Here is a 20,911-nt window from a genome sequence, read left to right on the forward strand (position 1 = left end):
GGCCAGGACGCCACCCGGAGCACCCGCGCACAACAACCTGACTCTTCGGGCGCCGCTTCTCGCCCGACGACACCGAACACGAAAAGGTGACGCAACCGTGCGTACGTACACCCCCAAGCCCGGCGACGTCCAGCGCGACTGGTACGTCGTCGACGCGACCGACGTCGTCCTCGGCCGCCTCGCGAGCCAGGTCGCCACTCTCCTGCGCGGGAAGCACAAGCCGACCTTCGCCCCGCACGTCGACGGCGGTGACTTCGTCATCATCATCAACGCGGACAAGGTCGCCCTGAGCGGCAACAAGCGGGAGACCAAGCTGGCCTACCGCCACTCCGGCTACCCGGGCGGTCTGCGCTCCGTGGCCTACGGCGAGCTCCTCGAGAAGAACCCCGAGCGGGCCGTGGAGAAGGCCGTGCGCGGCATGCTCCCCAAGACCACCCTCGGTCGCGACCAGCTGGGCAAGCTGAAGGTCTACCGCGGCGCGGAGCACCCGCACGCGGCGCAGCAGCCCAAGCCGTTCGAGATCACCCAGGTTTCGCAGCAGGCCTGAGCCGCTGCCGGATGCAAAGCGAAGGATTCACAGTGGCCGAGACCACCGTCGACACCGAGCTGGACGAGAACACGCCCAGCACCTACACCTCTGAGTCCGCCGCGCCCGTCGCGGACGGCGGCCAGTCCATCACCGCTCCCGGCGCGGCCGTCGGTCGCCGCAAGGAGGCCGTGGCGCGCGTGCGCCTCGTCCCCGGCACCGGGACGTGGAAGATCAACGGTCGCACCCTCGAGGACTACTTCCCGAACAAGGTGCACCAGCAGCTCGTCAACTCGCCGCTGAAGCTGGTCGAGGTCGAGGGCCGCTTCGACGTCATCGTCCGCATCTCCGGTGGTGGCCCCTCGGGCCAGGCCGGTGCGGTGCGCCTGGGCATCGCCCGCGCGCTCAACGCGATCGACTCCGAGGCGAACCGCCCCGCGCTGAAGAAGGCCGGCTACCTCACGCGTGACCCGCGTGCGGTCGAGTCCAAGAAGGCCGGTCTCAAGAAGGCCCGCAAGGCGCCTCAGTACTCGAAGCGCTGATCGAGCGCTCCTGTCGACAGGAGCGTCAGCGCAAGGACGGCCCCGTCGGAAGTCTCCGGCGGGGCCGTCCGCACGTCCGGCTACGATCGGTGCGGCGTCCGACCGTGGACGTCGTGGGCGCCAGAGCGGAGCTCCCGCCGCGCCCGGAGGAGGAGACATCGTGCGACTGTTCGGCACCGACGGGGTCCGTGGCCTCGCCAACAGGGACGTCACCGCCGACCTGGCCCTCGGGCTCGGGAGCGCGGCGGCGCACGTCCTCGGCACGTCCGGGGACTTCGCGGGGCACCGCCCGCGCGCCGTGGTGGGTCGTGACCCCCGCGCGTCCGGCGAGTTCCTGTCGGCCGCCGTGAGCGCCGGGCTCGCCAGCTCCGGAGTGGACGTGGTCAACCTGGGCGTGCTGCCCACGCCGGCCCTCGCGCACCTCGTCGGTGCGATGGACATGGACCTCGGCGTGATGATCTCCGCGTCGCACAACGCGATGCCCGACAACGGCATCAAGTTCTTCGCCCGCGGCGGCTACAAGCTGGCCGACCACGTCGAGGACGAGATCGAGGCGCGCCTCGGCCAGGAGTGGGACCGCCCCACCGGCGCCGACGTCGGGCGCATGCGCTCCGACACCGGGATCGCCGCGCAGCAGTACGTGGAGCACCTCGTGGCCAGCATCGGCACGACGCCTGACGTGCGGCCCCTGGAGGGCCTGCGCATCGCCGTCGACGCGGCCAACGGCGCCGCCAGCCAGGTGGGCCCGGAGGCGCTGCGCGAGGCCGGCGCCGACGTCGTCGTCATCAACGCCAGCCCCGACGGCCGCAACATCAACGAGAAGGCCGGCTCCACGCACCCCGAGCAGCTGCAGGCGGTCGTCGTGGCGGCGGAGGCCGACTTCGGCGTCGCGTTCGACGGCGACGCGGACCGCTGCCTCGCCGTCGACCACGGCGGTGTGCTCGTCGACGGGGACCAGATCCTCGGCATCCTCGCCCGTGCGCTCAAGGAGGAGGGGCGGCTGCCCTCGGACACCCTCGTCGTCACGGTGATGAGCAACCTGGGCCTGCTGCTCGCGATGCGCGAGGCCGGCATCGCCACGATCCAGACGGGCGTGGGCGACCGGTACGTGCTCGAGGAGATGCGCGCGCACGGCTACGGCCTCGGCGGCGAGCAGTCGGGCCACATCATCCTGGCCGACCACGCCACGACCGGCGACGGCGTGCTCACCGCCCTGTACCTGGCCGCCCGTGTGAAGTCGAGCGGGCGCCGCCTGGCCGACCTCGCCGGCGACGTCCCGCGCCTCCCGCAGACCCTCGTCAACGTCAAGGGCGTGGACAAGGCGCGCGCGGGCGAGGACGAGGGCGTGCGCGCCGCCGTCGAGCGCGCCGAGGCGCAGCTCGGCGACACCGGCCGCGTGCTGCTGCGCCCGTCCGGCACCGAGCCGCTCGTGCGGGTGATGGTCGAGGCCGCCAGCCAGACGCAGGCCGACGGCGTGGCGAACACGCTCGCCGCCGTCGTGCGCGACCGCCTGGCGCTGTGACCGACCCGGTGACCGACGACGTGACCGGCCCGGCCAACCCCGGCCATGGCGGGCCGGCCGACGAGGCGCTGCGCGCCGCCGTCGTCGACCTGCTGGACCGCGCCGACGCGGCCGGGGACGGGCCGGGCACCGGCATCCTCCCGATCGTGCAGGCCGGCGCCCCCGTCCTGCGTGCCGTCGCCGCCCCGTACACGGGGCAGCTCGGCGACGTGCTGCCGCGCCTCGTCGAGGCGATGCGGCGCACGATGCACGCCGCGCCGGGCGTCGGGCTCGCCGCGCCGCAGATCGGCCTCGGGCTGGCGATCGCCGTCGTCGAGGACGCGGGGACCGAGGCGGACGACCCGCGCGAGCGGACGCCGCTGCCCTTCCGGGTGCTCGTCGACCCGCGGTACGAGCCCGCGCCCGGCCCGGACGGCGAGCCGGAGCGCGCGGCCTTCCACGAGGGCTGCCTGTCGGTGAGTGGCTGGCAGGCCGTCGTGGCGCGCCACCGCCGTGTCCGGCTCACCGGCCGCGACGAGACCGGGGCGCCGATCGACGAGGTCCTCACGGGCTGGCCGGCGCGCATCGTGCAGCACGAGACCGACCACCTCGCGGGCGAGCTCTACCTGGACCACGCGCACCTGCGGACCCTGACCTCGAACGAGAACCTCGTGCGCTACGGCCCGGTGGTGGAGCCGCGCCTTGTGGAACAGGGGTGAACATTCGGCGCTCAGGGTGGAACCGGGGGAATTCCCCATGCAGCCTGTGCCCCGGTTCTGCCTAGGCTGGGACCTGTGACGCCGTCCGGCGTCGAGCGACCGCCGGAGGCCCCCCTCCCGGCCGACGAACCGAGGGACAGTTGCTGGAGACTCTGTCGACGATGCTGGGTCAGCTGGAGAGCTGGATCCTCGACCTGGGCGCGTCCGCGTTGATCTACCCGGCCATGTACGTCTTCGCCACGATCGACGGGTTCTTCCCGCCGATCCCCAGCGAGTCGGTGGTCATCACCCTCACCGTCCTGGCGCACACGGAGGGCGTGCCGTGGCTGCCCGGCGTGCTCGCGCTCGCCATCGCCGGCGCATGGACGGGCGACCAGATCGCCTACCAGATCGGCCGCTCCGTCGGCACCGAGCGCTTCGCCTTCCTGCGCTCCGCGCGCGGGCGCAGGTCCGTCGAGTGGGCGCGGCACGCGCTCGACCACCGGGGCGCGTCGTTCATCCTCGCGGCCCGCTACGTGCCCATCGGCCGGGTCGCCGTCAACATGACCGCCGGCGCCGTGGGCTATCCGCGCCGCCGGTTCATGGTCTACTCCGGGATCGCCGCCGTCACGTGGGGCGTCTACTCGATGCTGATCGGTCTGGCGGCCGCGTCCTGGCTCGGCCACAACCCGCTGCTCGCGATGGTGGCCGGCGTGGTCGCCGGCATCCTGCTCGGCGTCCTGGTGGACCAGGTGGTGCAGCGCGTCGCCGGCCCCGCGAAGGTCGTGCCGGTTCCGGCCGACGAGGACGACGACGCCGAGACCGAGCCGACCAGCCGCGCGGCCTGACGCCCCGCGGCCGCCTCAGAGCTTGCGCAGCCGCACCCGCTGCACCGAGTGGTCCGAGCCCTTCGTCAGCACGAGCGTGGCCCGGCCGCGCGTCGGCAGCACGTTGTGCTCCAGGTTCGGCGCGTTGATCGACTCCCAGATGGACAGCGCCCGCTCCGTGGCCTCCGAGTCCGAGAGGTCCGCGTAGCGCCGGAAGTACGACTCCGGCCGGCTGAACGCCGTCTTGCGCAGCTGCAGGAAGCGCTCCACGTACCACTGGCGGATGTTGCGCGTGCGGGCGTCGACGTAGATCGAGAAGTCGAAGAAGTCGCTCACCGCGACCGTCGACTCGTCCACCGCGGACGGGCGCGCCGGCTGCAGCACGTTCAGTCCCTCGACGATGAGGACGTCGGGCTTGCGCACCACGACCTCCTCGCCCGGCACGATGTCGTACACGACGTGCGAGTACACGGGGGCGCGCACCTCCGCCTGCCCCGCCTTGACGCGGGACAGGAACCGGATGAGTGCCCGCCGGTCGTACGACTCCGGGAAGCCCTTGCGGTCCATGATCCCGCGGCGCTGCAGCTCCGCGTTCGGGTACAGGAAGCCGTCCGTGGTGACCAGCTCGACGTGCGGGGTGTCCGGCCAGCGCGCCATCATCTCGCGCAGGATGCGCGCCGTCGTCGACTTCCCGACCGCCACCGAGCCCGCGACCCCGATGACGTACGGCGTGCGCGGCGGCTCCTCGTGCAGGAACGTCGACGTGGCGCGGTGCAGCCCGGCGCTCGCGGCGACGTACAGGTTGAGCAGCCGGGACAGGGGCCGGAAGACGGCGTCCACCTCGGCCAGGTCGATCGGGTCGCCGAGGCCGCGCAGCCGCTCGACGTCGGCGTCGGTCAGCGGGAGCGGGGTCGACGCCGAGAGGCGGCTCCACGCCGCGCGATCGAGGTCGACGTACGGGGACGCCGGCGCGAGCCGGGTCAGGTGCTCGCCCAGCGGCTGCGGTGCGGTGCCGGGTGCGGTGTCGGAGGACTGCGGTGCCACCTGCACGATTCTGCCCGAGTCACCGGTTCGTCCCGCAACTCGGGGCGGGAAACGGGCGTGCCGGGGTGTCGGGCACGACGGGGCGGTCGCCCTCGTCCCTAGGGTGGGGGCGTGGAACTCACGGCGCTGGGCGACGAGGTCGAGATCATCTCGCGGGTGTACGAGCGGAGGTTCGGCGTCGCGCGCACCGACGACTGGCTGGTGCTGAAGCTGCACGAGGAGGTCGGCGAGCTCACGCAGGCCTACCTCGCGCGGTCGGGGCGGTCGCGGGACCGCGGCGAGGGCGACGGCGAGGTCGACGCGGCGTTCCGCGCGGAGCTCGCCGACGTGCTGGCGCAGCTGCTGCTCGTCGCCCGCCGTTTCGACGTCGACCTCGAGGCGGAGGTGGAGCGCAAGTGGTTCCGCTGGCGTCACCTGGTGGAGCCGCAGGACGAGGCGGGTGTCCGCCCGCCGGGCTGAGCCCGCGGCGCGGTCACCCGGCCGCGCCCGCCTCCTCGACGCGGTCGAGCCACTCGCGGACGAGGGCGTCGAACAGCTCCGGCTGCTCGATCTGCAGGTTGTGCCCGGCGCGGTCCAGGACGGCGAACGTGGCGCGCGGGTAGTGCTCGAGGAGCCGCCAGGCGTCGCGGTAGCCGGTGACGGCGTCCTGCCGGCCGAGCAGCAGGAGCGCCGGCCGGTCGTAGGGGTGCGGCTCGACCGGGAACGTGCCGGCGTAGTGCGCCCCGACCTGGCGGACCGTCTCCGGGTCGGCGGCCTCCAGCCCCGGGGTCACCTCCGCCTGCGTGCGGCGCCAGGTCTCCGGGGTCTGCACCACGCCGACGTCCTCCGCGTCGAGGGCCGCCGCGCCGACGTCGCGCAGCAGGCCGGCGTCGCGGACCAGCACCCGGTGCGGCGGGACGTCGCGCCGCTCGTGCTCCGGCACGACCAACGGGCACACGAGCGCGAGCCCACGGACCCGCTCCGGGTCGGCGGCCACGAGCCCGCGCGCCAGGTAGCCGCCGTACGACTCGCCCACCACGACGTAGGGCCCGGGCACGAGCCGGTCGATCGTGGCGCGGACCGCGGCCAGCACGTCGTCGGTGGACCCGACCCCCGACGGCGGGCTGGCGCCCATCCCGGGCAGGTCGAGGTAGACGCGGCGCCAGCCCGGGCGGGCGGCGAAGGCGCTCTCGAACGGCGTGAGCATGAGGCGGTGGTCCACGGGGAACCCGTGCAGCAGCACCACGGTCGGCGTGCCGGGCGCCGCGGCCGCGCCCCGCTCGACGTGGTGGAGCGGGGCGGGGAGGTCGGTCATGGCGGGCACGGTAGGTGACGGCACCGACAGCCGCGGACCTAGGCTGTGCGCATGATCATCGGCGTGGGCATCGACGTGGTGGACGTCGCCCGGTTCATGGCGACCGTCGAGCGGGTGCCGCGCCTGCGGGAGAAGCTCTTCACCGAGGCGGAGCGGGACCTCCCGGCGTCGTCCCTCGCGGCCCGGTTCGCCGCGAAGGAGGCCATCGCCAAGGCCCTGGGCGCCCCCGGCGACCTGCACTGGCACGACGCCACCGTGCACCGCGTGATCGGCGGGCCCCCGGAGGTCGAGCTGCGCGGCACCGTGCAGGCGCGGGCCGACGAGCTCGGCGTGAAGGCCTGGCACCTGTCCATCTCCCACGACGCCGGCATCGCCTCCGCCATGGTGGTCGCGGAGGGCTGACGGAGCCGGCGGGCCGGTGTCGGAGCCGTACGGCACGATCGGCGCATGGCGACATCCGGGGCCCTGCGCCACGACGAGATCCTCGACGGCTGGCGCGCGCTCGGTGTCCGCGCCGGGGACGTGCTCCTGGTGCACGCGTCCCTGTCCGCCTTCGGGCCCGTCGCCGGGGGTGCGGCCACCGTCGTCGACAGCCTGTGCGAAGCAGTGGGTGTCTCGGGCACGCTGGTCATGCCGGCGTTCACGCCGCAGATCGCGGACCCGGACCCGACGGTTCCCGGGCCGCCGACGCCGGACGTGCGGGCCAGGCGCGACGCCGTGCCCCTGTTCACCCCCGCGACGCCCAGCCGGATGGGCGCGGTCGCCGAGGAGCTCCGCGCGCGCGAGGGCACGCTGCGCAGCAGCCACCCCCAGGTGTCGGTCGTGGCTCACGGCCCGGCCGCGTCGCGCGTCGTGGCGCGCCAGAGCCTGGCCTACGGGGTCGGGGAGTCGTCGCCGTTCGGAGCGGTCCGTGCGCTCGGCGGCCGGGTCCTCCTGATCGGCGTCGGCCACAACCGCAACACGTTCCTGCACCACGCCGAGGGGCGCACCCCGCACCACCGCCGGAAGCTGCGCCGCTTCCCGACGTTGGTGGCGGGGGAGCGGGCCTGGGTCGAGACCCCGGACGTCGCGGACGACCTGGACACGCTGTTCCCCGTCGTCGGCGCGGAGTTCGAGGCGCGGGGGACGACCGCGACGCTCACCGTGGGTGGCGCCGTCTGCCGGTTGTTCGACGCCGACGAGCTGGTGCGGTTCGCGACCGGACGGTTCGACGAGCTGCTCCGCCCCGGGGTCGCCGAGCCCGCCGTCTGACAAGGACGCGGTCCCCCGCCCGCGGAGCCGCGGGCAGGGGACCGGCCGGGGTCAGTCCTGCAGGGCCGGGATGACCTGCCGCTGGAACAGCTCGATCTGGTCGCGGTCGGCCGCGACGTTCGGGAAGTACGTGATCGCGTACGTCATGCCGCGGGCCTTGAGGTCCGTCAGCTTCTCCACGATCTGTTCGGGCGTCCCGACGAGCGGGCCGTTGCGCCAGCTCGCGATCTCGCCCTCGCCGCGCTCGCCGGGGGCGTGCTTGCCGAAGTGGGACTCGATCCACGCGAACCGGTCGTCGATCTCGGCCTGGTTCTCCCCGATGACCACGTTGTAGTCGGCCGAGCGGGTGATCTCGCCGAAGTCGCGGCCGAGGTCGCGGCAGTGCTGCTCGAGGACGGACGACTTGTGCGTGAAGCCCTCGGGCGTGCCGTCGAAGTTCGTGTACTGCGCGAACCGCGCCGCGATGCGCAGGGTCTTCTTCTCGCCGCCGCCCGCGACCCACACCGGGATGCTGGGCACCTCGGCGCCGCCGTCGCCCACCGGCAGCCGCTGCAGCGGCTGCGGGTAGCAGAGCGCGCCGTCCACCTGGTACGTCTCGCCGTCGAACGTCCCGGACGACCCGGTGCGCCACATCTGCGTGATGATCTGGAGGCCCTCGTCGAGGGCGCGCAGCCGTTCGCCCGCCCGCGGGAAGCCGTAGCCGTACGCGCGCCACTCGTGCTCGTACCAGCCGGCGCCGATGCCGAGATGGGCCCGGCCGCCGGAGATCGCGTCCACCGTGGAGGCGACCTTCGCCAGGTAGGCCGGGTTCCGGTACGACATGCACGTGCACATCTGCCCCAGCTTGACCCGCTGGGACGCGGCGGCGAACGCCGCCATGAGCGTCCACGCCTCGTGCGTGGCCTCGGTGCTGGGGACCGGGACGGTGTGAAAATGGTCGTAGACCCAGACGGAGTCCCAGGCCCACGGGCCGCCGGGGAGGGGCTCCCCGGCCGCGGCGTTGTCGGCGTAGTGGAGGAGAGACAGCATCGTCTCCCAGTGCTGTTCCGGGGGGACGTCGGTGAGCGAGTGGCGCCAGCCCTGCGGGATGAAGAGTCCGAATCGCATGGGTGCGAGCCTATGCCCCACCTGCGACGTCAGGGCGGGAACGGCAGGATGCGTCTCATGATCCCGTCGTGGCCCGCGTCCGCCGTCCGTGCCGCCGAGGAGCCGCTGCTGGCGGCGGGCGTGCCCCTGATGGAGCGGGCGTCGTTCGCCCTGGCGACGCAGGTCGTGCGGGACGTGGCGGCGCGCCGTGGCCCGGTGCGTGGCGCGGGGGTCGTGCTGCTGGTGGGCGCGGGGAACAACGGCGGTGACGCGCTGCACGCGGGCGCGGTGCTGGCGCGGCGCGGGCTGGCGGTCACCGCCGTGCTGGTCGCCGAGCGGTTCCATACGGGCGGCCGCGCGGCGCTGGAGCGCGCGGGCGGGAGACTCATGGAGCTGTTCGCCGCCCCCGGGGGCCTGGGCGCGGCGGCCGAGGCGGCCGCGCGGGCCGACGCCGTCCTCGACGGCCTGGTGGGCATCGGCGCCCGCGGCCCGCTGCGGGGGCTCGCCGCCGACCTCGTGAGCGCGGTCTCGGGGGCGATCGAGGAGCGAGCTCGCCCCGGGGCCGCGGTCGCCACGTCCGGTCGGGGCCGGCCGTGGGTGGTGGCGGTCGACGTGCCCTCAGGCGTCGGGGTGGACGACGGCGCGGTGGCCGGACCGGTGCTCGCGGCCGACCGCACCGTGACGTTCGGCGCCGCCAAGCCGGGGCTGCTGCTGCCGCCGGCGGCCGCGCTCGCCGGGGAGCCGAGCGTCGTCGACCTCGGCCTGAGCCTCCCGGGGGACCCCGCGGTGCGCACCCTCGAGCCGGCCGACGTCGCGCGGTCGTGGCCGGTGCCGGGCCCCGAGGACCACAAGTACACCCGCGGCGTGGTCGGCGTCGTCGCGGGCACGGCGACGTACCCCGGCGCGGCGGTGCTCGCGACCACCGCCGCGGTGCGGGCGGGCGCGGGGATGGTGCGCTTCCGCGGGTCGGGGCCGGTGGCCGGGCGGGTGCTGACCGCTCGCCCCGAGGTCGTCACCGCGCCCGGGCGGGTGCAGGCGTGGGTGGTCGGGCCGGGCGTGCCGGGCGGGCCGGAGGCCGCGCACGAGGGCGAGGACACCGGCCAGGACGACGGGCAGCACGAGCGGGGCCGGGCGGGGCTCGCGGCCGCGGCGGGCCGCCTCGCCGGGACGGCGGGCGGGCCCGTGCCCGCGGTCGTCGACGCGGGCGGCCTCGGCCTGCTCGACGAGCGGGTGCCGCCGTGGTTCGTGCTCACGCCGCACGCGGGCGAGCTCACGTCGCTGCTGCGCTCGCGGGGCGAGGACGTGCGCCGCCCCGACGTCGAGGCCGAGCCCCTGCGCTGGGCCCGCCTGGCCCACGAGCTGACGGGCGCGACGGTGCTCCTCAAGGGCGGGGTGACGGTCGTCGTCGGGGAGGGCGTGGCGTACGCGCAGGCCGACGGGCCCGCATGGCTCGCGACGGCGGGCGCCGGCGACGTGCTGGCCGGCGTCCTGGGCGCGATGCTCGCGGCCCGCTCGACGGAGGCGGTCGAGCGCCCGGCGCTCGCGGCCGAGGTGGCGGCCGCCGCGGCGCTCGTGCACGGCCGCGCCGCGCACCGCGCCAACCCGGGCGGCCCCGTGGCCGCCCTCGACGTCGCCGACGCCGTGCCGGCCGAGGTCGCGGCGCTGCTCGACGCCCGGTGAGCCGCCCCGCCGCGGGGCCACCGCTACGCTGCGCCCCGATGACGACGAACCAGAACGCCGTGCGGGTCCTGCGCTCCGACGACCCCGAGGCCGCCCGGCTGCTGGACCTCGGCGCGCGCGTCGAGTCCGAGTCGTGGGGCGCCCGCCTCACCGTCACGCCGGAGGTGCTGGCCGGCTGCCGCGCGGCCGTCGACGCCGCCCGGTCGGCGGGCTGGGCGGTCCGCGCCCTCGCGCCGGAGGAGGCCGCGGCGCTCGTCGCGCTCGACACCACCGCCGCGGCGGACTACCCCGTGACGGCCGCGACCACGCACGACGTGCCCGACGCCGCGGGCCTCGCCACCGCGCTGGCGGCGGGGGAGCGCTGGGCCTTCGGGGCGTTCGCCGCCGACGGCCGGCTCGACGCCGCGACGGTGCTGTACCCCGAGCGCGACCGGGTCGACATCGACCTCACCGTGACGCGCGCGGCCGCGCGGCGCCGCGGGCTGGCGACCGCCGTCAAGGGGGCGGCCGTCCTCGCGCTCGCCGACGCCGGGCACACCCTCTTCGGCACCGGGGGCGCCGGGGACAGCGTGGCGTCGCGGCGCGCGAACGAGGCGCTGGGCTACGTGGTCACCGAGCGCTGGCTGCACCTGCGGGTGCGGTCGGCGGACCGGGCCGGGGCCGCCGACTAGCGGGGCAGCCCCTTCTCGATGAGGGCGACGATCTCCGGGGCGTCGGGCACGGTCTGCGGGGAGAAGCGGTGCACGTCGGCGCCCGGCAGCACGAGGAACTTCTCGAAGTTCCACCGCACGCGCCCGTCGTGCCCGCCGTCGTCGGGCGTCTTCTTCAGCTCGACGAACAGCGGGTGCGCGTGCCGCCCGTTGACCCGGACCTTGGAGACCACGGGGAACGTGACGCCGTAGGTGGTGGAGCAGAACTCGGCGATCTTCTCGTCGGTGGACAGCTCCTGCAGGAACTGGTTCGAGGGGAAGCCGAGCACCGTGAAGCCGCGGTCGGCGTAGTCCTTCTGCAGCTGCTCCAGCGCCTCGTACTGCGGGGTGAGCCCGCACCGCGAGGCGACGTTGACCACCAGCACGACGTCGTCGCGGTGCTCCGCGAGGGTCGTCGTCGTGCCGTCCATGCGCTCGAACGGGATGTCGTAGAGGCTCATGCGCCCATCATGCCCCCGCACCCCGAGAGCCGGGAGCCGGGAGAATGGGGCCGTGCCTCCCAGCCCCCGCCCGCACCGCCCGCCGCTGCCGGTGCGCGACGGGCTCAACCCGACGCGGCTCGTGCTGCCCCACGACGCGGCGAGCACCGCCCGGTTCGCGACGGCCGCGCAGTACCTGCTGGAGCGGTTCGCGCACGACGCCGACCGGCTGCGCGAGAAGCTGGCCGCCGGCGAGGTGGTGACGGGGGAGGGCGCCGTCGTCGACGACGCCACCCCCTACCAGCCGCGCGGCTTCCTCTACCTGTACCGCGACCCGCCCGCCGACGAGCCCGAGGTGCCCGCGCTCGCGGAGCTCGAGGTGCTGCACCGCGACGACGACCTGCTGGTGGTCGACAAGCCGCACCTGGTCGCGACGATGCCGCGCGGGCGGTGGGTGACGCGCACCGTGCTGGTGCACCTGCGCGCCACCCTCGACCTGCCGGAGCTGGTGCCCGCGCACCGCCTGGACCGGCCCACCGCGGGCGTGCTGGTGCTCACCGTCCGCCCCGAGGCGCGCGGCCCGTACCAGACGGCGTTCCAGGACCGCGCCGTGCGCAAGGTGTACGAGGCGGTGGCGGCGCTGCCCGCGCCGGGCAGCCCGCTCGACGTGGACGGCACCACGACGGTCCGCTCGCGCATCGTCAAGCACCGCGGCGTGGTGCGGGCGCAGGAGGAGGCGGGGGAGCCGAACGCCGAGTCGCGGGTGACGCTCGTCGCGCGGGACGACGCCCGCGGGCTGGGCCTCTACCGGCTGGAGCCGCACACGGGCAGGACGCACCAGCTGCGCCTGCACATGGCGTCCCTGGGTCTGCCGCTGCTGCACGACACGTTCTGGCCGGAGCTGCGCGAGGACGCGCCCGACGACCCGGCGCGGCCTCTGCAGCTGCTCTCGCGCTCGCTGGCGTTCGTCGACCCGCTCAGCGGCGAGCCGCGGGAGTTCCGCTCCCGGCGGCGGCTCGCGGAGTGGCCCGCGGCCCCCGACGGGGGCGACGGCGGGAGCCCGGTCGCGCGGTGAGAGAATCGGTGATCGTGAGCACCGAGGTCCCCTCCGAGGTCCCGACCGCCCCCACGGGTGACGCCGCCGTGGACCTGCCCTTCCCCGCCGACGCCCTCGCGCGCGCCGTCGTCGACCTGTCGGCCGTGCGCGACAACGTGCGGGCGCTGGCGGGGCACGCGCCGACCGCCGCGGTGATGGCCGTGGTCAAGGCGGACGGCTACGGGCACGGCATGCTCCCGGTGGCGCGGGCGGCGCTCGCGGGCGGGGCCACGTGGCTCGGCACCGCGGTGCCCGCCGAGGCGCTCGCGCTGCGCGCCGGCGGGATCACGCCGGCGGACTCCCGCGTCCTCACCTGGCTCGCGGCCCCCGGCGCGCCGTTCGACCGGCTGGTCGCCGCGGGCGTGGACGTGGGCGTCGCGGCGCCCTGGGCGCTGGACGAGGTGGCCGCCGGGGCTCGTGCCGCGGCCGTTCCCGCGCGGGTGCACCTCAAGGTCGACACGGGCCTCGGGCGCAGCGGGATCACGCCCGCGGACCTGCCGGACGTCGTGCGGCGCGCGGCCGCGCTGGAGGCCGAGGGCGTGCTGCGCGTGGTGGGCGTGATGTCCCACCTGGCGTGCGCGGACGACCCCGGGCACCCGTCGATCGCCCTCCAGGCCGCGGCCTTCGACGACGCCGTCCGCGTCGTCGAGGGCGCCGGGCTGAGCCTGGAGGTGCGCCACCTGGCCAACTCGGCGGCCGTGCTCACCGACCCGCGCCTGCACCACGACCTCGTGCGTCCCGGCGTCGCGGTCTACGGGCACTCGCCCGTGCCGCAGCTCGGCGCGCCCGGCGACTACGGGCTGCGGGGCGCGATGACCCTCCAGGCCCGGCTCGCGACGGTCAAGGACGTGCCCGCCGGCCACGGCGTGTCGTACGGGCACCACTACACGACGCCGCGGGCCACGCGCCTCGGCGTGGTGCCGCTGGGCTACGCGGACGGCATCCAGCGGCACGCGTCGGGCGGCGACCTCGGCGCCGGCGGTCCGGTGGCCGTCGGCGGGGGCGGCCCGGCGGGGGCGGGCGAGGCGCGCGTGCTGCGGGTCGCGGGCCGCGTCTGCATGGACCAGTTCGTCCTCGACCTCGGCCCCGACGCGCCGGAGCGCGCGGGGGACGTCGTGACGCTGTTCGGGGAGTCCGACGGCGTCGAGCGCGGCGCCGCCCGGCCGAACGCCGAGGACTGGGCCCGCGCCGCGGGCACCATCAGCTACGAGATCGTCACGGGCATCGGGGCGCGCGCCGCGCGCGTGTACACGGGCCTCGACCCGGCGGCCGTCACGGCGGCCGACACGCAGACCAGGAAGGAAGTGCAGCGGTGAGCGACGTCGTCGTGCGGACGGAGACGGACCTGCCGGACGCGGAGGCCACCCGCGCGCTGGGGGCGGCCCTGGCGGGCGTGCTCCGGGCGGGGGACCTCGTGATCCTCACGGGCGACCTGGGGGCGGGCAAGACGACGCTCACCCAGGGCCTCGGGGCCGCGCTGGGCGTGCGGGGCCAGGTGGCGTCGCCCACGTTCATCGTGGCGCGCGAGCACCCGCCGCTGCCCCGGGAGGACGGCACCCGCGGGCCCGCTCTCGTGCACGTGGACGCGTACCGCCTCGGCAGCCTCGACGAGCTGGACGCCCTCGACCTGGACTCCTCGCTCGAGGAGTCGGTGACGGTCGTCGAGTGGGGCCGCGGCCTGGCCGAGGCGCTCACGGAGGACCGCCTGGAGATCGACCTGGAGCGCCCGCGCGGCCGCGCCGCCGACGCGTCCGCCGCCGACGCCGAGGAGGCCGACCCGGGCGCCGGCACCCGGCACGCGACCCTGCGCGGCCTCGGCGACCGCTGGGCCGGCGTCGACCTGGCCGCGCTCGCCGCGCGCTGACCCTGCCAGGGGCATCGAGCGTGCTGGCTTGATCCTCAAACCTCAGGTTTGAGGATCAAGCCAGCACGCTCGACGCGTCCCGCGGTCGGTCCGGGGGAACCGTAGGCTGGGGCCGTGGCAGTTCTCGCTCTAGACACGTCCGCAGCCGTCGCCGTCGCACTCGTCGACGAGACGGGCGCCCGGCTCGCCTCGCGCTCGGCCGACGAGCGCCGCCGGCACGCCGAGTCGCTCGGCCCCCTCGTCGCCGAGGTGCTCGACGAGGCCGGGCTCGACCGCTCGGCCCTCACCGCCGTCGTCGCCGGCACCGGGCCCGCGCCGTTCACCGGCCTGCGGGTCGGGCTCGTCACCGCGCGCACCCTCGCCCTGAGCCTCGGGATCGACGTGCTCGGCGTGCCGAGCATCGACGCGGTCGCCGTGCAGGCGGTCGCCGACCTGGGCCTGACTCCGGGCGACGAGGTGCTCGTGGCGACCGACGCGCGCCGCAAGGAGGTCTACTGGGCGCACTACCGCGTCGTCGCGCACGAGGGCCCGCACGGCGTGCCGGTCGTCGAGACGCTCGCGGGCCCGGGCGTGGACAAGGCCGCGGAGGTCGGGGCGCGCCTCGAGGACGCCCCGACGGACGGCCGCCTGGTCGTCGTGGGGGAGGGCGCCACGCTGTACCCCGAGCACCTGCCCGCCGACGAGGACGCCCCGCTCGTGCCCGACGCCGCGGTCCTGGCCCGGCTCGCGCTCGCCCGCCGGGCCGCCGGCGAGGACCTGCCCACCGAGCCGCTGTACCTGCGCCGGCCCGACGTGCAGGAGCCCGCTCCGGCCCGCCTCGTGCCCGCCACCGGGAGCCCGGCGTGACCACGGACCAGCCGGCCGCCGGGCCGTCCGCCGAGCCGGCCGCCACGCCGGAGGCCGGGCCCGCGGCGCCCGACGCCGGCGGCCTGCCGCGCGTCGTGCAGCACGTGTACGCGCCGTCCTGCCGCCTGCGGCCGCTGCGCAGCACCGACTTCGACCGGGTGCTGCAGCTGGAGCGGGTGCTGTTCGGCGCCGGGGCGTGGACGTACGGCATGCTCACCGACGAGCTGGCCGGCCTCGGCCGCTGGTACGTCGTCGCCGAGCCCACGGGGACCGACGCCGTGGCCGTGTACGGCGCCGGGCCGAAGCCCGTGGTGGGGTACGCGGGGCTCTGGTTCGACGGCGACGTCGCGCAGGTCATGACCATCGGCGTGGACCCGCTCTACCAGCGGCACGGCGTCGGCCGCGCGCTGCTGGAGGCGCTCGTGGAGCGCGCGCGCACGCTGCGGGCGAGCGCCGTCCTGCTCGAGGTGCGCGTGGACAACGACCCGGCGCTGGCCCTGTACGAGCGGCTCGGCTTCGAGCGGATCGGGCTGCGCAAGCGGTACTACCAGCCGGAGGACAAGGACGCCTTCACCATGCGCCTGGACCTGGGGAGCGCCTCGTGAGCGCCGACGGGACGCCCCGCGCGCGGGTGCTCGTCTCCGTCGCCGAGCTCGCCGCGGACCTGCGCCTCAGCCCCGGGCCGGACCCGGCGGACGGGGCGCCCGTGCTCCTCGACGTGCGCTGGGCGCTCGGCATGACCGACGGCCGCGAGCGCTACCTCGAGGGCCACCTGCCCGACGCCGTCTACGTGGACCTGGAGTCGGAGCTGGCGGCCGAGCCGTCGCCGGAGGAGGGCCGGCACCCGCTGCCCTCGGCGTCGTCGTTCCAGCGCAGCGCGCGGGCCTGGGGTCTGCGCGACGGGTCGCGCGTGGTCGTCTACGACACGGTGGGCGGGCTGTCCGCGGCGCGCGCCTGGTGGCTGCTGCGCTTCTTCGGCGTCGACGACGTGCGCATCCTCGACGGTGGCCTGCCGGCCTGGGTGCGCGCGGGCTACGCGCTGGAGAGCGGCGACGTCGTGCACGCGCCCGGCGACCTCGTGGTGCGCCCGGGCCACCTGCCCGTGCTCGACGCCGACGACGCGGGGGAGCTGGCGGAGACGGGCACGCTCCTGGACGCCCGCGCCGCCGAGCGGTACCGGGGCGACACGGAGCCGGTCGACCCGCGCGCCGGGCACGTCCCCGGCGCCGTCGGCGCGCCGACCGCGGCGAACCTGGGCGACGACGGCACGTTCCTCGACGACGAGGCGCTGGAGGCGCGGTTCGCCGACCTCGGCCTGAGCGCGGCGGGCGCCGGTGGCGACGACGACGTGCTGTCCGTGGGCGTGTACTGCGGCTCCGGCGTGACGGCGGCGCACGAGATCGCGGCCCTGGCGTGCGCGGGCATCCCGGCGGCGCTGTACCCCGGGTCCTGGTCGCAGTGGTCGAACGACGACACCCGGTCCGCGGCGGTGGGCGACCGCCCGTAGCCGTCCGCGGGCTCCTCGGGCCCCTCCGGACACGGGTCGAGCCCGCCGGGACGGATCTCGACGGGCTCGACCGTGGTGCGGGCGGCGGGTCAGAGGACCTGCGCGACCTCGTCGAAGGACAGGCGCGGGGCGCGCGGGTACGGGGAGCCCTCGCCCTCGGCGTGGCCGACGTTGATGACGAGGAACGACTTCCAGCCGGACTCGCCGAAGAACTCGGTGTCCACGCCGGCGAAGTCCATGCCGTTCATCGGGCCGGCGGCGAGGCCGGCGGCGCGCAGGCCGACGATGAGGTACCCGGCCTGGATGAGGGCGTTGTTGCGGGCCATCTGCTCGCGGACGTCCGCGGCGGGCTCCAGCTGGTCCTTCATGCCCGGGTAGGCGGGGAACAGGGTGTCGAGGTGCTGGTGGAACGCCGGGTCGGCGGCGAGCACGAGCGAGACGGGCGCGTTGGCGACGCGGTCCTTGTTGTTGCCGCCCATGTGGGCCACGAGGCGCTCGCGCGCCTCGCCGGAGCGCAGCACGAGCACGCGCAGCGGCAGCGTGTTCATCGCGGTGGGCCCGAACTTGGCGAGGTCCCAGGCGGAGGTGAGCTGCTCGTCGGTGACGGGCTCGTCGGTCCACAGGGAGGTGGTGCGGGCGGCGCGGAACAGGAGGTCCGCCACGTCGTCGCCGACGGCGAGGGGCGTGGTCGGGTGCGTCAGGGTCTCGGTCATGGTTGCCTCAACCGATAGATGCAGACGCATGATTCCGGCCGGGGCCGTGACGTGCCCCACACCGATCCCGCCGCAGGTCAGAGTGCGGTGAGCGGCTCGAAGTCGTACCCGTCGGCGCGCGCCAGGTACAGCCGCTGCTCGGCGTGGTTGCCACGGAACCGGACGAGGCCGCGCGGCCCCTCGTACGCCAGGCCGTCGACCGAGCGGTCGGTCGCGGCGACGGCGGCGCTGCCCGCGTGCTCGACGATGGAGCGCAGCGCGAGGATCCCCTCGTAGCAGGCCTCCGCGGCGGCGCCCACCGCCGGGGCGTGCAGCCCGTGGTGCGCGGTGTACCGCCCCACGAGGTCGAGGGCCTCGCCGGTGGCCAGGCTGCGGAACCAGCCGCCCGCGGAGTACAGGTTCGCGGTGGCGGCGGCCCCGCTGCCCATGAGCATGTTCTCCTCCATGAGCGTGCTGAGCCGCACCACCCGCTCGTGCAGGCCGCGCCGGGCGAACATGCGGTTGAACCGCACCCCGTTCTGCCCGACCATCAGCAGCAGCACGCCCTCGGCGCCCGAGAGCTCGACCTCGTCGAGCGTGGCGCCGAGCTGCGCGGCGCTCGCGCCCTGCTCGGGCAGGAAGCGCGCGCCCGCGAACCCCGCGCCGAGGGCGGCGAGCTGCGGCGCCAGCGCGGCGTACGTGCCGCGCGGCCACGCGTAGTCGTCCCCGACGACGAACCACCGCCGCGCCCCCGTCTCCGCCCGCAGCCGGTCGATCGCGGGGAAGAGCTGCGCCGACGGCACCTCGCCGGTGACGTACAGGCCGGGCCGGGTCTCGGCTCCCTCGTAGGCCGCCGGGTACACGTACGGGACCCGGCGCTGCACCAGCGGCACGACGGCGTTCCGCACCGCCGACGTGTGCCAGCCGGTGAGGCCGTGCAGCCGACCGGCGTCGAGGGTGGCGCCGAGCCGTCGCCGCAGCCGGGGCAGCGGCTGTCCCGCGTCGAGCAGCTCGGCGCGCACCGGGCGCCCGAGGATGCCGCCCGTGGCGTTGAGCTCGGCGACCGCGAGCTCCGTGACGGCCTGGCACGAGGGGCCGTAGATCCCGCCCGGCCCCTGGAAGTGCAGCAGGACGCCGACGACGAAGTCCGACATGACGTCCCGTCCGCGCGAGGGGCACGTGTCCGGGCCCCGGCCTGTGATGGCCGGTAGTGTACGAGCACGGGAGAAGGCGGGTCAGCATGCGGACGGCAGCAGGTGCGGGCACCACGACGGTCACCGGCGCGACCGCGCCCGCGGAGCTGCTGCGCGAGTCCGTGCTCGCCGGCCGCAGGGCCGCCCGGAGCGCCGCCGAGATCCTGGCGGGCGCCGGCTGCACCGTGGACGAGTGGCTCGTGCTGGACGCGCTGGGGCGCCGGCCGGGGGCCACGATGTCCGAGCTCAGGTCGGCCACCGTCACGGACAAGGCGACGCTCGGCCGCCGCGTCGACGCCCTCGTCACCCGGGCGCTGGTGTTCCGCGAGGTGGACGCCTTCGACCGGCGCGTGATCCGGGTCCACCTGTCGTCCCGCGGCCGGGACCTGCTGTCAGGCCTCGGCGCGCGGCTGGCGCAGGCAGAGCAGCCCGACCACCCAGGCGACGAGTAGCACCCCGGCGAGCACCAGGCCGTACGGCTCGAGGCCGACGGACGCGCCCGGGACGCGGGCGAGCGCCGGTAGGTGCTCGGCGGCCACCTGCAGCAGCGTCACCCCGCCGATGCCCACCGCCGCGGCCGCGGACACGCCGGTGACGAGCACGTCGTAGCGCAGGCGGCCGCGGCCCGGGGCGCCGGTCCCCGCCTGGGCGTACGCCCGGCGCGCGGCCGAGCCCTGGACCGAGTCGAGCAGCGACATCCCGGCGGCGAACAGGACGGCCAGGGGCAGCGGCGCGTACCAGGGCACCTGCCCGAGCGCGGCCGACGCGGTCATCGCGAGCAGCCCGATCTCCGTGGCCGTGTCGAAGCCGAGCCCGAAGACGAGGCCCACGCCGTACATCCGGCCCGGGCGGTCGGTGGCCCAGGAGAACCGGTGCACCGCCCAGGCGACCGGGCCGCCGGCGGGCCCGTGGTCGTGGGTGGCGCCGGGCCCGCCGGAGCGGGCGGCGCGCAGGGCGCGTCGGAGCAGGAGCACGTTCACCACGGCGACGGTCAGCAGGAACGTGCCCGACACCACCGGCCCCCACACGCCGGTGAACCGGCGCCAGGGCGAGGACTCGTCCTCCAGCGCAGGCGCCAGCGCCTGCACGCCGACGGCGAGGAGCACCGCGGCCCCCACGACCACCGTCGAGTGACCGAGCGAGAACCACAGGCCCACCCCGCGCGCGTCGCGCCCCTCGCGCACCAGGCGGCGCGTCGTGTTGTCGATCGTGGCGATGTGGTCGGCGTCGAAGGCGTGCCGCAGCCCCAGCCCGTACGCGGTGAGCGCCATGACGAGGGTGATCGACCCGGCGCCCCCGTCGAGGACCAGGGTCGCGGCGAGGCCGCCGATCCCCACGACGTGCAGGGCGGCGACGACGAGGGCGGTGCGGGTCATGCTGTCTCCAGGGGTCGGACGGTCGGCGCGGTGCCGGACCGGTACGGGTGAGACCGGTGCAACGGGCTGAGATGAGCGGCGGCGCCGAGCCATCGCGTCAGGACGCCGCCGCGCTCCAGGCGCAGCGTGACGGCGCCGTCGGGGGCAGCGCCGACCGCGGTGACCTCGGGCTCGTCCTCCGGGGCGCCGTGCAGCTCGGTGAGCGTGTCGATCACGCGCTGCCCGCCGAGCACCCCGGGCACGGGCCGGTCGCCGGCGGCCGCCACCTCCTCGACGAGCAGGGGGCCCTCGTCGTCGTGCACGGCGCTGCGCAGCACGACCCGGCCGCCGCGCTCGCCGTCGCGGCCGAGCACGACCGTCTCGCGCAGCGTCAGCCGGGCGCCGGGGCCGAGCGCGACGTCGGTCGAGCGGGTGACGTCGGCGCCCGTCGAGACGACGAACGGGAGCCCGTGCCACGTGAGCCGGCTCCCGGCGCCGAGCCGCACGTCGACGTCCCAGCGGCAGGGCACGCCCTCGCCGTCGTACGCCACGGTGCCGCCGACGTCGGTCAGGGTGAGCGCGCACCCGTCGGCGACGCGCACGCGGACGGCCACGTGGTCGCCGCCGAGCAGCACGGCGCCGGTCGCGACCAGCGCCACCTCGGCGTGCGCCGTCCCGCGCGCGACGGTGCGCGCCGCGAGCAGGTCGTCCCGCGTGCGCACGCGCACCGGCGCGCCGGGCACGGCGCCGCGGTCGACCTCGACGAGGGTGAGGCGCATG

25 protein-coding genes are annotated in these 20,911 nt (G+C 76.0%); 17 read left to right on the forward strand and 8 right to left on the reverse strand.

The features are described from left to right. Window positions 1-97: 97 nt before the first annotated feature. The 5 genes from rplM (at window position 98) to ACFU9A_RS07555 (ending at window position 4,115) form a co-directional block, all read left to right on the forward strand. The gene (rplM, locus tag ACFU9A_RS07535; protein ID WP_430574612.1) at window positions 98-547 is read left to right on the forward strand and encodes a 50S ribosomal protein L13; all 450 of its coding nucleotides are present in this window, start codon (window positions 98-100) and stop codon (window positions 545-547) included. 32 nt (window positions 548-579) lie between these two features. Next, on the forward strand, window positions 580-1,068 hold the full coding sequence (rpsI, locus tag ACFU9A_RS07540; RefSeq protein WP_430574613.1) for a 30S ribosomal protein S9: 489 nt from the start codon (window positions 580-582) through the stop codon (window positions 1,066-1,068). Between the two features lie 157 nt (window positions 1,069-1,225). Beyond that, complete coding sequence (gene glmM, locus ACFU9A_RS07545) at window positions 1,226-2,590, forward strand: phosphoglucosamine mutase (protein ID WP_430575355.1); 1,365 nt, start codon at window positions 1,226-1,228, stop codon at window positions 2,588-2,590. Next, window positions 2,587-3,288 (forward strand): peptide deformylase, encoded by a 702-nt coding sequence (locus tag ACFU9A_RS07550; protein ID WP_430574614.1) that lies wholly within the window; start codon window positions 2,587-2,589, stop codon window positions 3,286-3,288. Before glmM ends, ACFU9A_RS07550 begins: the two co-directional genes overlap by 4 nt. Before the next feature lie 161 nt (window positions 3,289-3,449). After that, window positions 3,450-4,115: a DedA family protein gene (locus ACFU9A_RS07555; protein WP_430574615.1), complete on the forward strand. Its 666-nt coding sequence runs from the start codon at window positions 3,450-3,452 to the stop codon at window positions 4,113-4,115. A gap of 15 nt (window positions 4,116-4,130) precedes the next feature. Here ACFU9A_RS07555 and coaA read toward each other — a convergent pair whose 3' ends face one another. After that, on the reverse strand, window positions 4,131-5,090 hold the full coding sequence (gene coaA, locus ACFU9A_RS07560; RefSeq protein WP_430575356.1) for a type I pantothenate kinase: 960 nt from the start codon (window positions 5,088-5,090) through the stop codon (window positions 4,131-4,133). A gap of 159 nt (window positions 5,091-5,249) precedes the next feature. Here coaA and ACFU9A_RS07565 point away from each other — a divergent pair, with 159 nt between their 5' ends. After that, window positions 5,250-5,597, forward strand: a complete 348-nt coding sequence (locus ACFU9A_RS07565; RefSeq protein ID WP_430574616.1) for a pyrophosphatase — start codon at window positions 5,250-5,252, stop codon at window positions 5,595-5,597. 13 nt (window positions 5,598-5,610) lie between these two features. Here the strand turns inward: ACFU9A_RS07565 and ACFU9A_RS07570 are convergent, their stop codons facing one another. Then, entirely contained in the window at window positions 5,611-6,432 is an 822-nt protein-coding gene (locus ACFU9A_RS07570; protein ID WP_430574617.1) for an alpha/beta fold hydrolase, read from the reverse strand. Window positions 6,433-6,483: 51 nt separating this feature from the next. On the opposite strand from ACFU9A_RS07570, the gene ACFU9A_RS07575 reads away from it, so the two are divergent. Beyond that, complete coding sequence (locus ACFU9A_RS07575; RefSeq protein ID WP_380319364.1) at window positions 6,484-6,834, forward strand: holo-ACP synthase; 351 nt, start codon at window positions 6,484-6,486, stop codon at window positions 6,832-6,834. 45 nt (window positions 6,835-6,879) lie between these two features. Next, window positions 6,880-7,683 carry an aminoglycoside N(3)-acetyltransferase gene (locus ACFU9A_RS07580; RefSeq protein WP_430574618.1) on the forward strand — a complete coding sequence of 268 codons (804 nt, stop codon included), beginning with the start codon at window positions 6,880-6,882 and terminating at the stop codon, window positions 7,681-7,683. Window positions 7,684-7,734: 51 nt separating this feature from the next. On the opposite strand, the gene ACFU9A_RS07585 is transcribed toward ACFU9A_RS07580, so the two are convergent. Further along, on the reverse strand, window positions 7,735-8,790 hold the full coding sequence (locus ACFU9A_RS07585) for an LLM class F420-dependent oxidoreductase (RefSeq protein ID WP_430574619.1): 1,056 nt from the start codon (window positions 8,788-8,790) through the stop codon (window positions 7,735-7,737). 57 nt (window positions 8,791-8,847) lie between these two features. Here ACFU9A_RS07585 and ACFU9A_RS07590 point away from each other — a divergent pair, with 57 nt between their 5' ends. Together ACFU9A_RS07590 and ACFU9A_RS07595 are read left to right on the forward strand one after the other, a co-directional pair. Then, on the forward strand, window positions 8,848-10,449 hold the full coding sequence (locus ACFU9A_RS07590) for a bifunctional ADP-dependent NAD(P)H-hydrate dehydratase/NAD(P)H-hydrate epimerase (protein ID WP_430574620.1): 1,602 nt from the start codon (window positions 8,848-8,850) through the stop codon (window positions 10,447-10,449). 38 nt (window positions 10,450-10,487) lie between these two features. After that, window positions 10,488-11,120, forward strand: coding sequence for an acetyltransferase (locus ACFU9A_RS07595; RefSeq protein ID WP_430574621.1), 633 nt, complete (start codon window positions 10,488-10,490; stop codon window positions 11,118-11,120). Here ACFU9A_RS07595 and ACFU9A_RS07600 read toward each other — a convergent pair. After that, window positions 11,117-11,599, reverse strand: a complete 483-nt coding sequence (locus ACFU9A_RS07600; protein ID WP_430574622.1) for a glutathione peroxidase — start codon at window positions 11,597-11,599, stop codon at window positions 11,117-11,119. The two genes, ACFU9A_RS07595 and ACFU9A_RS07600, sit on opposite strands and share 4 nt — an antisense overlap. A gap of 52 nt (window positions 11,600-11,651) precedes the next feature. Here ACFU9A_RS07600 and ACFU9A_RS07605 point away from each other — a divergent pair, with 52 nt between their 5' ends. The 6 genes from ACFU9A_RS07605 to ACFU9A_RS07630 all read left to right on the forward strand — a co-directional run bounded on the left by ACFU9A_RS07605 (window position 11,652) and on the right by ACFU9A_RS07630 (window position 16,891). After that, entirely contained in the window at window positions 11,652-12,653 is a 1,002-nt protein-coding gene (locus ACFU9A_RS07605) for a pseudouridine synthase (RefSeq protein WP_430574623.1), read from the forward strand. 74 nt (window positions 12,654-12,727) lie between these two features. Beyond that, window positions 12,728-13,990: an alanine racemase gene (alr, locus tag ACFU9A_RS07610; protein ID WP_430575357.1), complete on the forward strand. Its 1,263-nt coding sequence runs from the start codon at window positions 12,728-12,730 to the stop codon at window positions 13,988-13,990. After that, on the forward strand, window positions 13,987-14,538 hold the full coding sequence (tsaE, locus tag ACFU9A_RS07615; RefSeq protein ID WP_430574624.1) for a tRNA (adenosine(37)-N6)-threonylcarbamoyltransferase complex ATPase subunit type 1 TsaE: 552 nt from the start codon (window positions 13,987-13,989) through the stop codon (window positions 14,536-14,538). Before alr ends, tsaE begins: the two co-directional genes overlap by 4 nt. Window positions 14,539-14,652: 114 nt before the next feature. Further along, complete coding sequence (gene tsaB, locus ACFU9A_RS07620) at window positions 14,653-15,384, forward strand: tRNA (adenosine(37)-N6)-threonylcarbamoyltransferase complex dimerization subunit type 1 TsaB (RefSeq protein ID WP_430574625.1); 732 nt, start codon at window positions 14,653-14,655, stop codon at window positions 15,382-15,384. A 104-nt stretch (window positions 15,385-15,488) separates the two neighbouring features. Continuing rightward, window positions 15,489-15,989, forward strand: coding sequence for a ribosomal protein S18-alanine N-acetyltransferase (gene rimI / locus ACFU9A_RS07625; protein ID WP_430575358.1), 501 nt, complete (start codon window positions 15,489-15,491; stop codon window positions 15,987-15,989). Continuing rightward, a complete protein-coding gene (locus ACFU9A_RS07630; RefSeq protein WP_430574626.1) occupies window positions 15,986-16,891 on the forward strand; it encodes a sulfurtransferase in 906 nt (301 codons plus the stop codon). The genes rimI and ACFU9A_RS07630 overlap by 4 nt, the downstream gene beginning before the upstream one ends. Window positions 16,892-16,980: 89 nt before the next feature. On the opposite strand, the gene ACFU9A_RS07635 is transcribed toward ACFU9A_RS07630, so the two are convergent. Both ACFU9A_RS07635 and ACFU9A_RS07640 read right to left on the reverse strand, forming a co-directional pair. Continuing rightward, the gene (locus tag ACFU9A_RS07635) at window positions 16,981-17,604 is read right to left on the reverse strand and encodes a malonic semialdehyde reductase (RefSeq protein ID WP_430574627.1); all 624 of its coding nucleotides are present in this window, start codon (window positions 17,602-17,604) and stop codon (window positions 16,981-16,983) included. 77 nt (window positions 17,605-17,681) lie between these two features. Beyond that, window positions 17,682-18,737 (reverse strand): substrate-binding domain-containing protein, encoded by a 1,056-nt coding sequence (locus ACFU9A_RS07640; protein ID WP_430574628.1) that lies wholly within the window; start codon window positions 18,735-18,737, stop codon window positions 17,682-17,684. An 86-nt stretch (window positions 18,738-18,823) separates the two neighbouring features. Here ACFU9A_RS07640 and ACFU9A_RS07645 point away from each other — a divergent pair, with 86 nt between their 5' ends. Further along, a complete protein-coding gene (locus ACFU9A_RS07645; RefSeq protein WP_430574629.1) occupies window positions 18,824-19,228 on the forward strand; it encodes a MarR family transcriptional regulator in 405 nt (134 codons plus the stop codon). Here ACFU9A_RS07645 and ACFU9A_RS07650 read toward each other — a convergent pair. Then, a complete protein-coding gene (locus tag ACFU9A_RS07650) occupies window positions 19,169-20,152 on the reverse strand; it encodes a HoxN/HupN/NixA family nickel/cobalt transporter (RefSeq protein WP_430574630.1) in 984 nt (327 codons plus the stop codon). The genes ACFU9A_RS07645 and ACFU9A_RS07650 overlap by 60 nt on opposite strands. Continuing rightward, window positions 20,149-20,910 (reverse strand): urease accessory protein UreD, encoded by a 762-nt coding sequence (locus ACFU9A_RS07655; RefSeq protein ID WP_430574631.1) that lies wholly within the window; start codon window positions 20,908-20,910, stop codon window positions 20,149-20,151. Before ACFU9A_RS07655 ends, ACFU9A_RS07650 begins: the two co-directional genes overlap by 4 nt. Window position 20,911: the final 1 nt, after the last annotated feature.

This window comes from Isoptericola sp. NPDC057653, from assembly GCF_042799955.1.
Taxonomy (GTDB): domain Bacteria; phylum Actinomycetota; class Actinomycetes; order Actinomycetales; family Cellulomonadaceae; genus Isoptericola.

Bases quoted from the DNA above. Each gene is read 5' to 3' on its own strand.
- ACFU9A_RS07555 (WP_430574615.1), top strand. From the start codon at position 3,450: ATGCTGGGTCAGCTGGAGAGCTGGATCCTCGACCTGGGCGCGTCCGCG.
- ACFU9A_RS07570 (WP_430574617.1), bottom strand. From the start codon at position 6,432: ATGACCGACCTCCCCGCCCCGCTCCACCACGTCGAGCGGGGCGCGGCC.
- ACFU9A_RS07575 (WP_380319364.1), top strand. From the start codon at position 6,484: ATGATCATCGGCGTGGGCATCGACGTGGTGGACGTCGCCCGGTTCATG.
- ACFU9A_RS07580 (WP_430574618.1), top strand. From the start codon at position 6,880: ATGGCGACATCCGGGGCCCTGCGCCACGACGAGATCCTCGACGGCTGG.
- ACFU9A_RS07585 (WP_430574619.1), bottom strand. From the start codon at position 8,790: ATGCGATTCGGACTCTTCATCCCGCAGGGCTGGCGCCACTCGCTCACC.
- ACFU9A_RS07590 (WP_430574620.1), top strand. From the start codon at position 8,848: ATGATCCCGTCGTGGCCCGCGTCCGCCGTCCGTGCCGCCGAGGAGCCG.
- ACFU9A_RS07595 (WP_430574621.1), top strand. From the start codon at position 10,488: ATGACGACGAACCAGAACGCCGTGCGGGTCCTGCGCTCCGACGACCCC.
- ACFU9A_RS07600 (WP_430574622.1), bottom strand. From the start codon at position 11,599: ATGAGCCTCTACGACATCCCGTTCGAGCGCATGGACGGCACGACGACG.
- ACFU9A_RS07635 (WP_430574627.1), bottom strand. From the start codon at position 17,604: ATGACCGAGACCCTGACGCACCCGACCACGCCCCTCGCCGTCGGCGAC.
- ACFU9A_RS07640 (WP_430574628.1), bottom strand. From the start codon at position 18,737: ATGTCGGACTTCGTCGTCGGCGTCCTGCTGCACTTCCAGGGGCCGGGC.
- ACFU9A_RS07645 (WP_430574629.1), top strand. From the start codon at position 18,824: ATGCGGACGGCAGCAGGTGCGGGCACCACGACGGTCACCGGCGCGACC.
- ACFU9A_RS07650 (WP_430574630.1), bottom strand. From the start codon at position 20,152: ATGACCCGCACCGCCCTCGTCGTCGCCGCCCTGCACGTCGTGGGGATC.
- ACFU9A_RS07655 (WP_430574631.1), bottom strand. From the start codon at position 20,910: ATGCGCCTCACCCTCGTCGAGGTCGACCGCGGCGCCGTGCCCGGCGCG.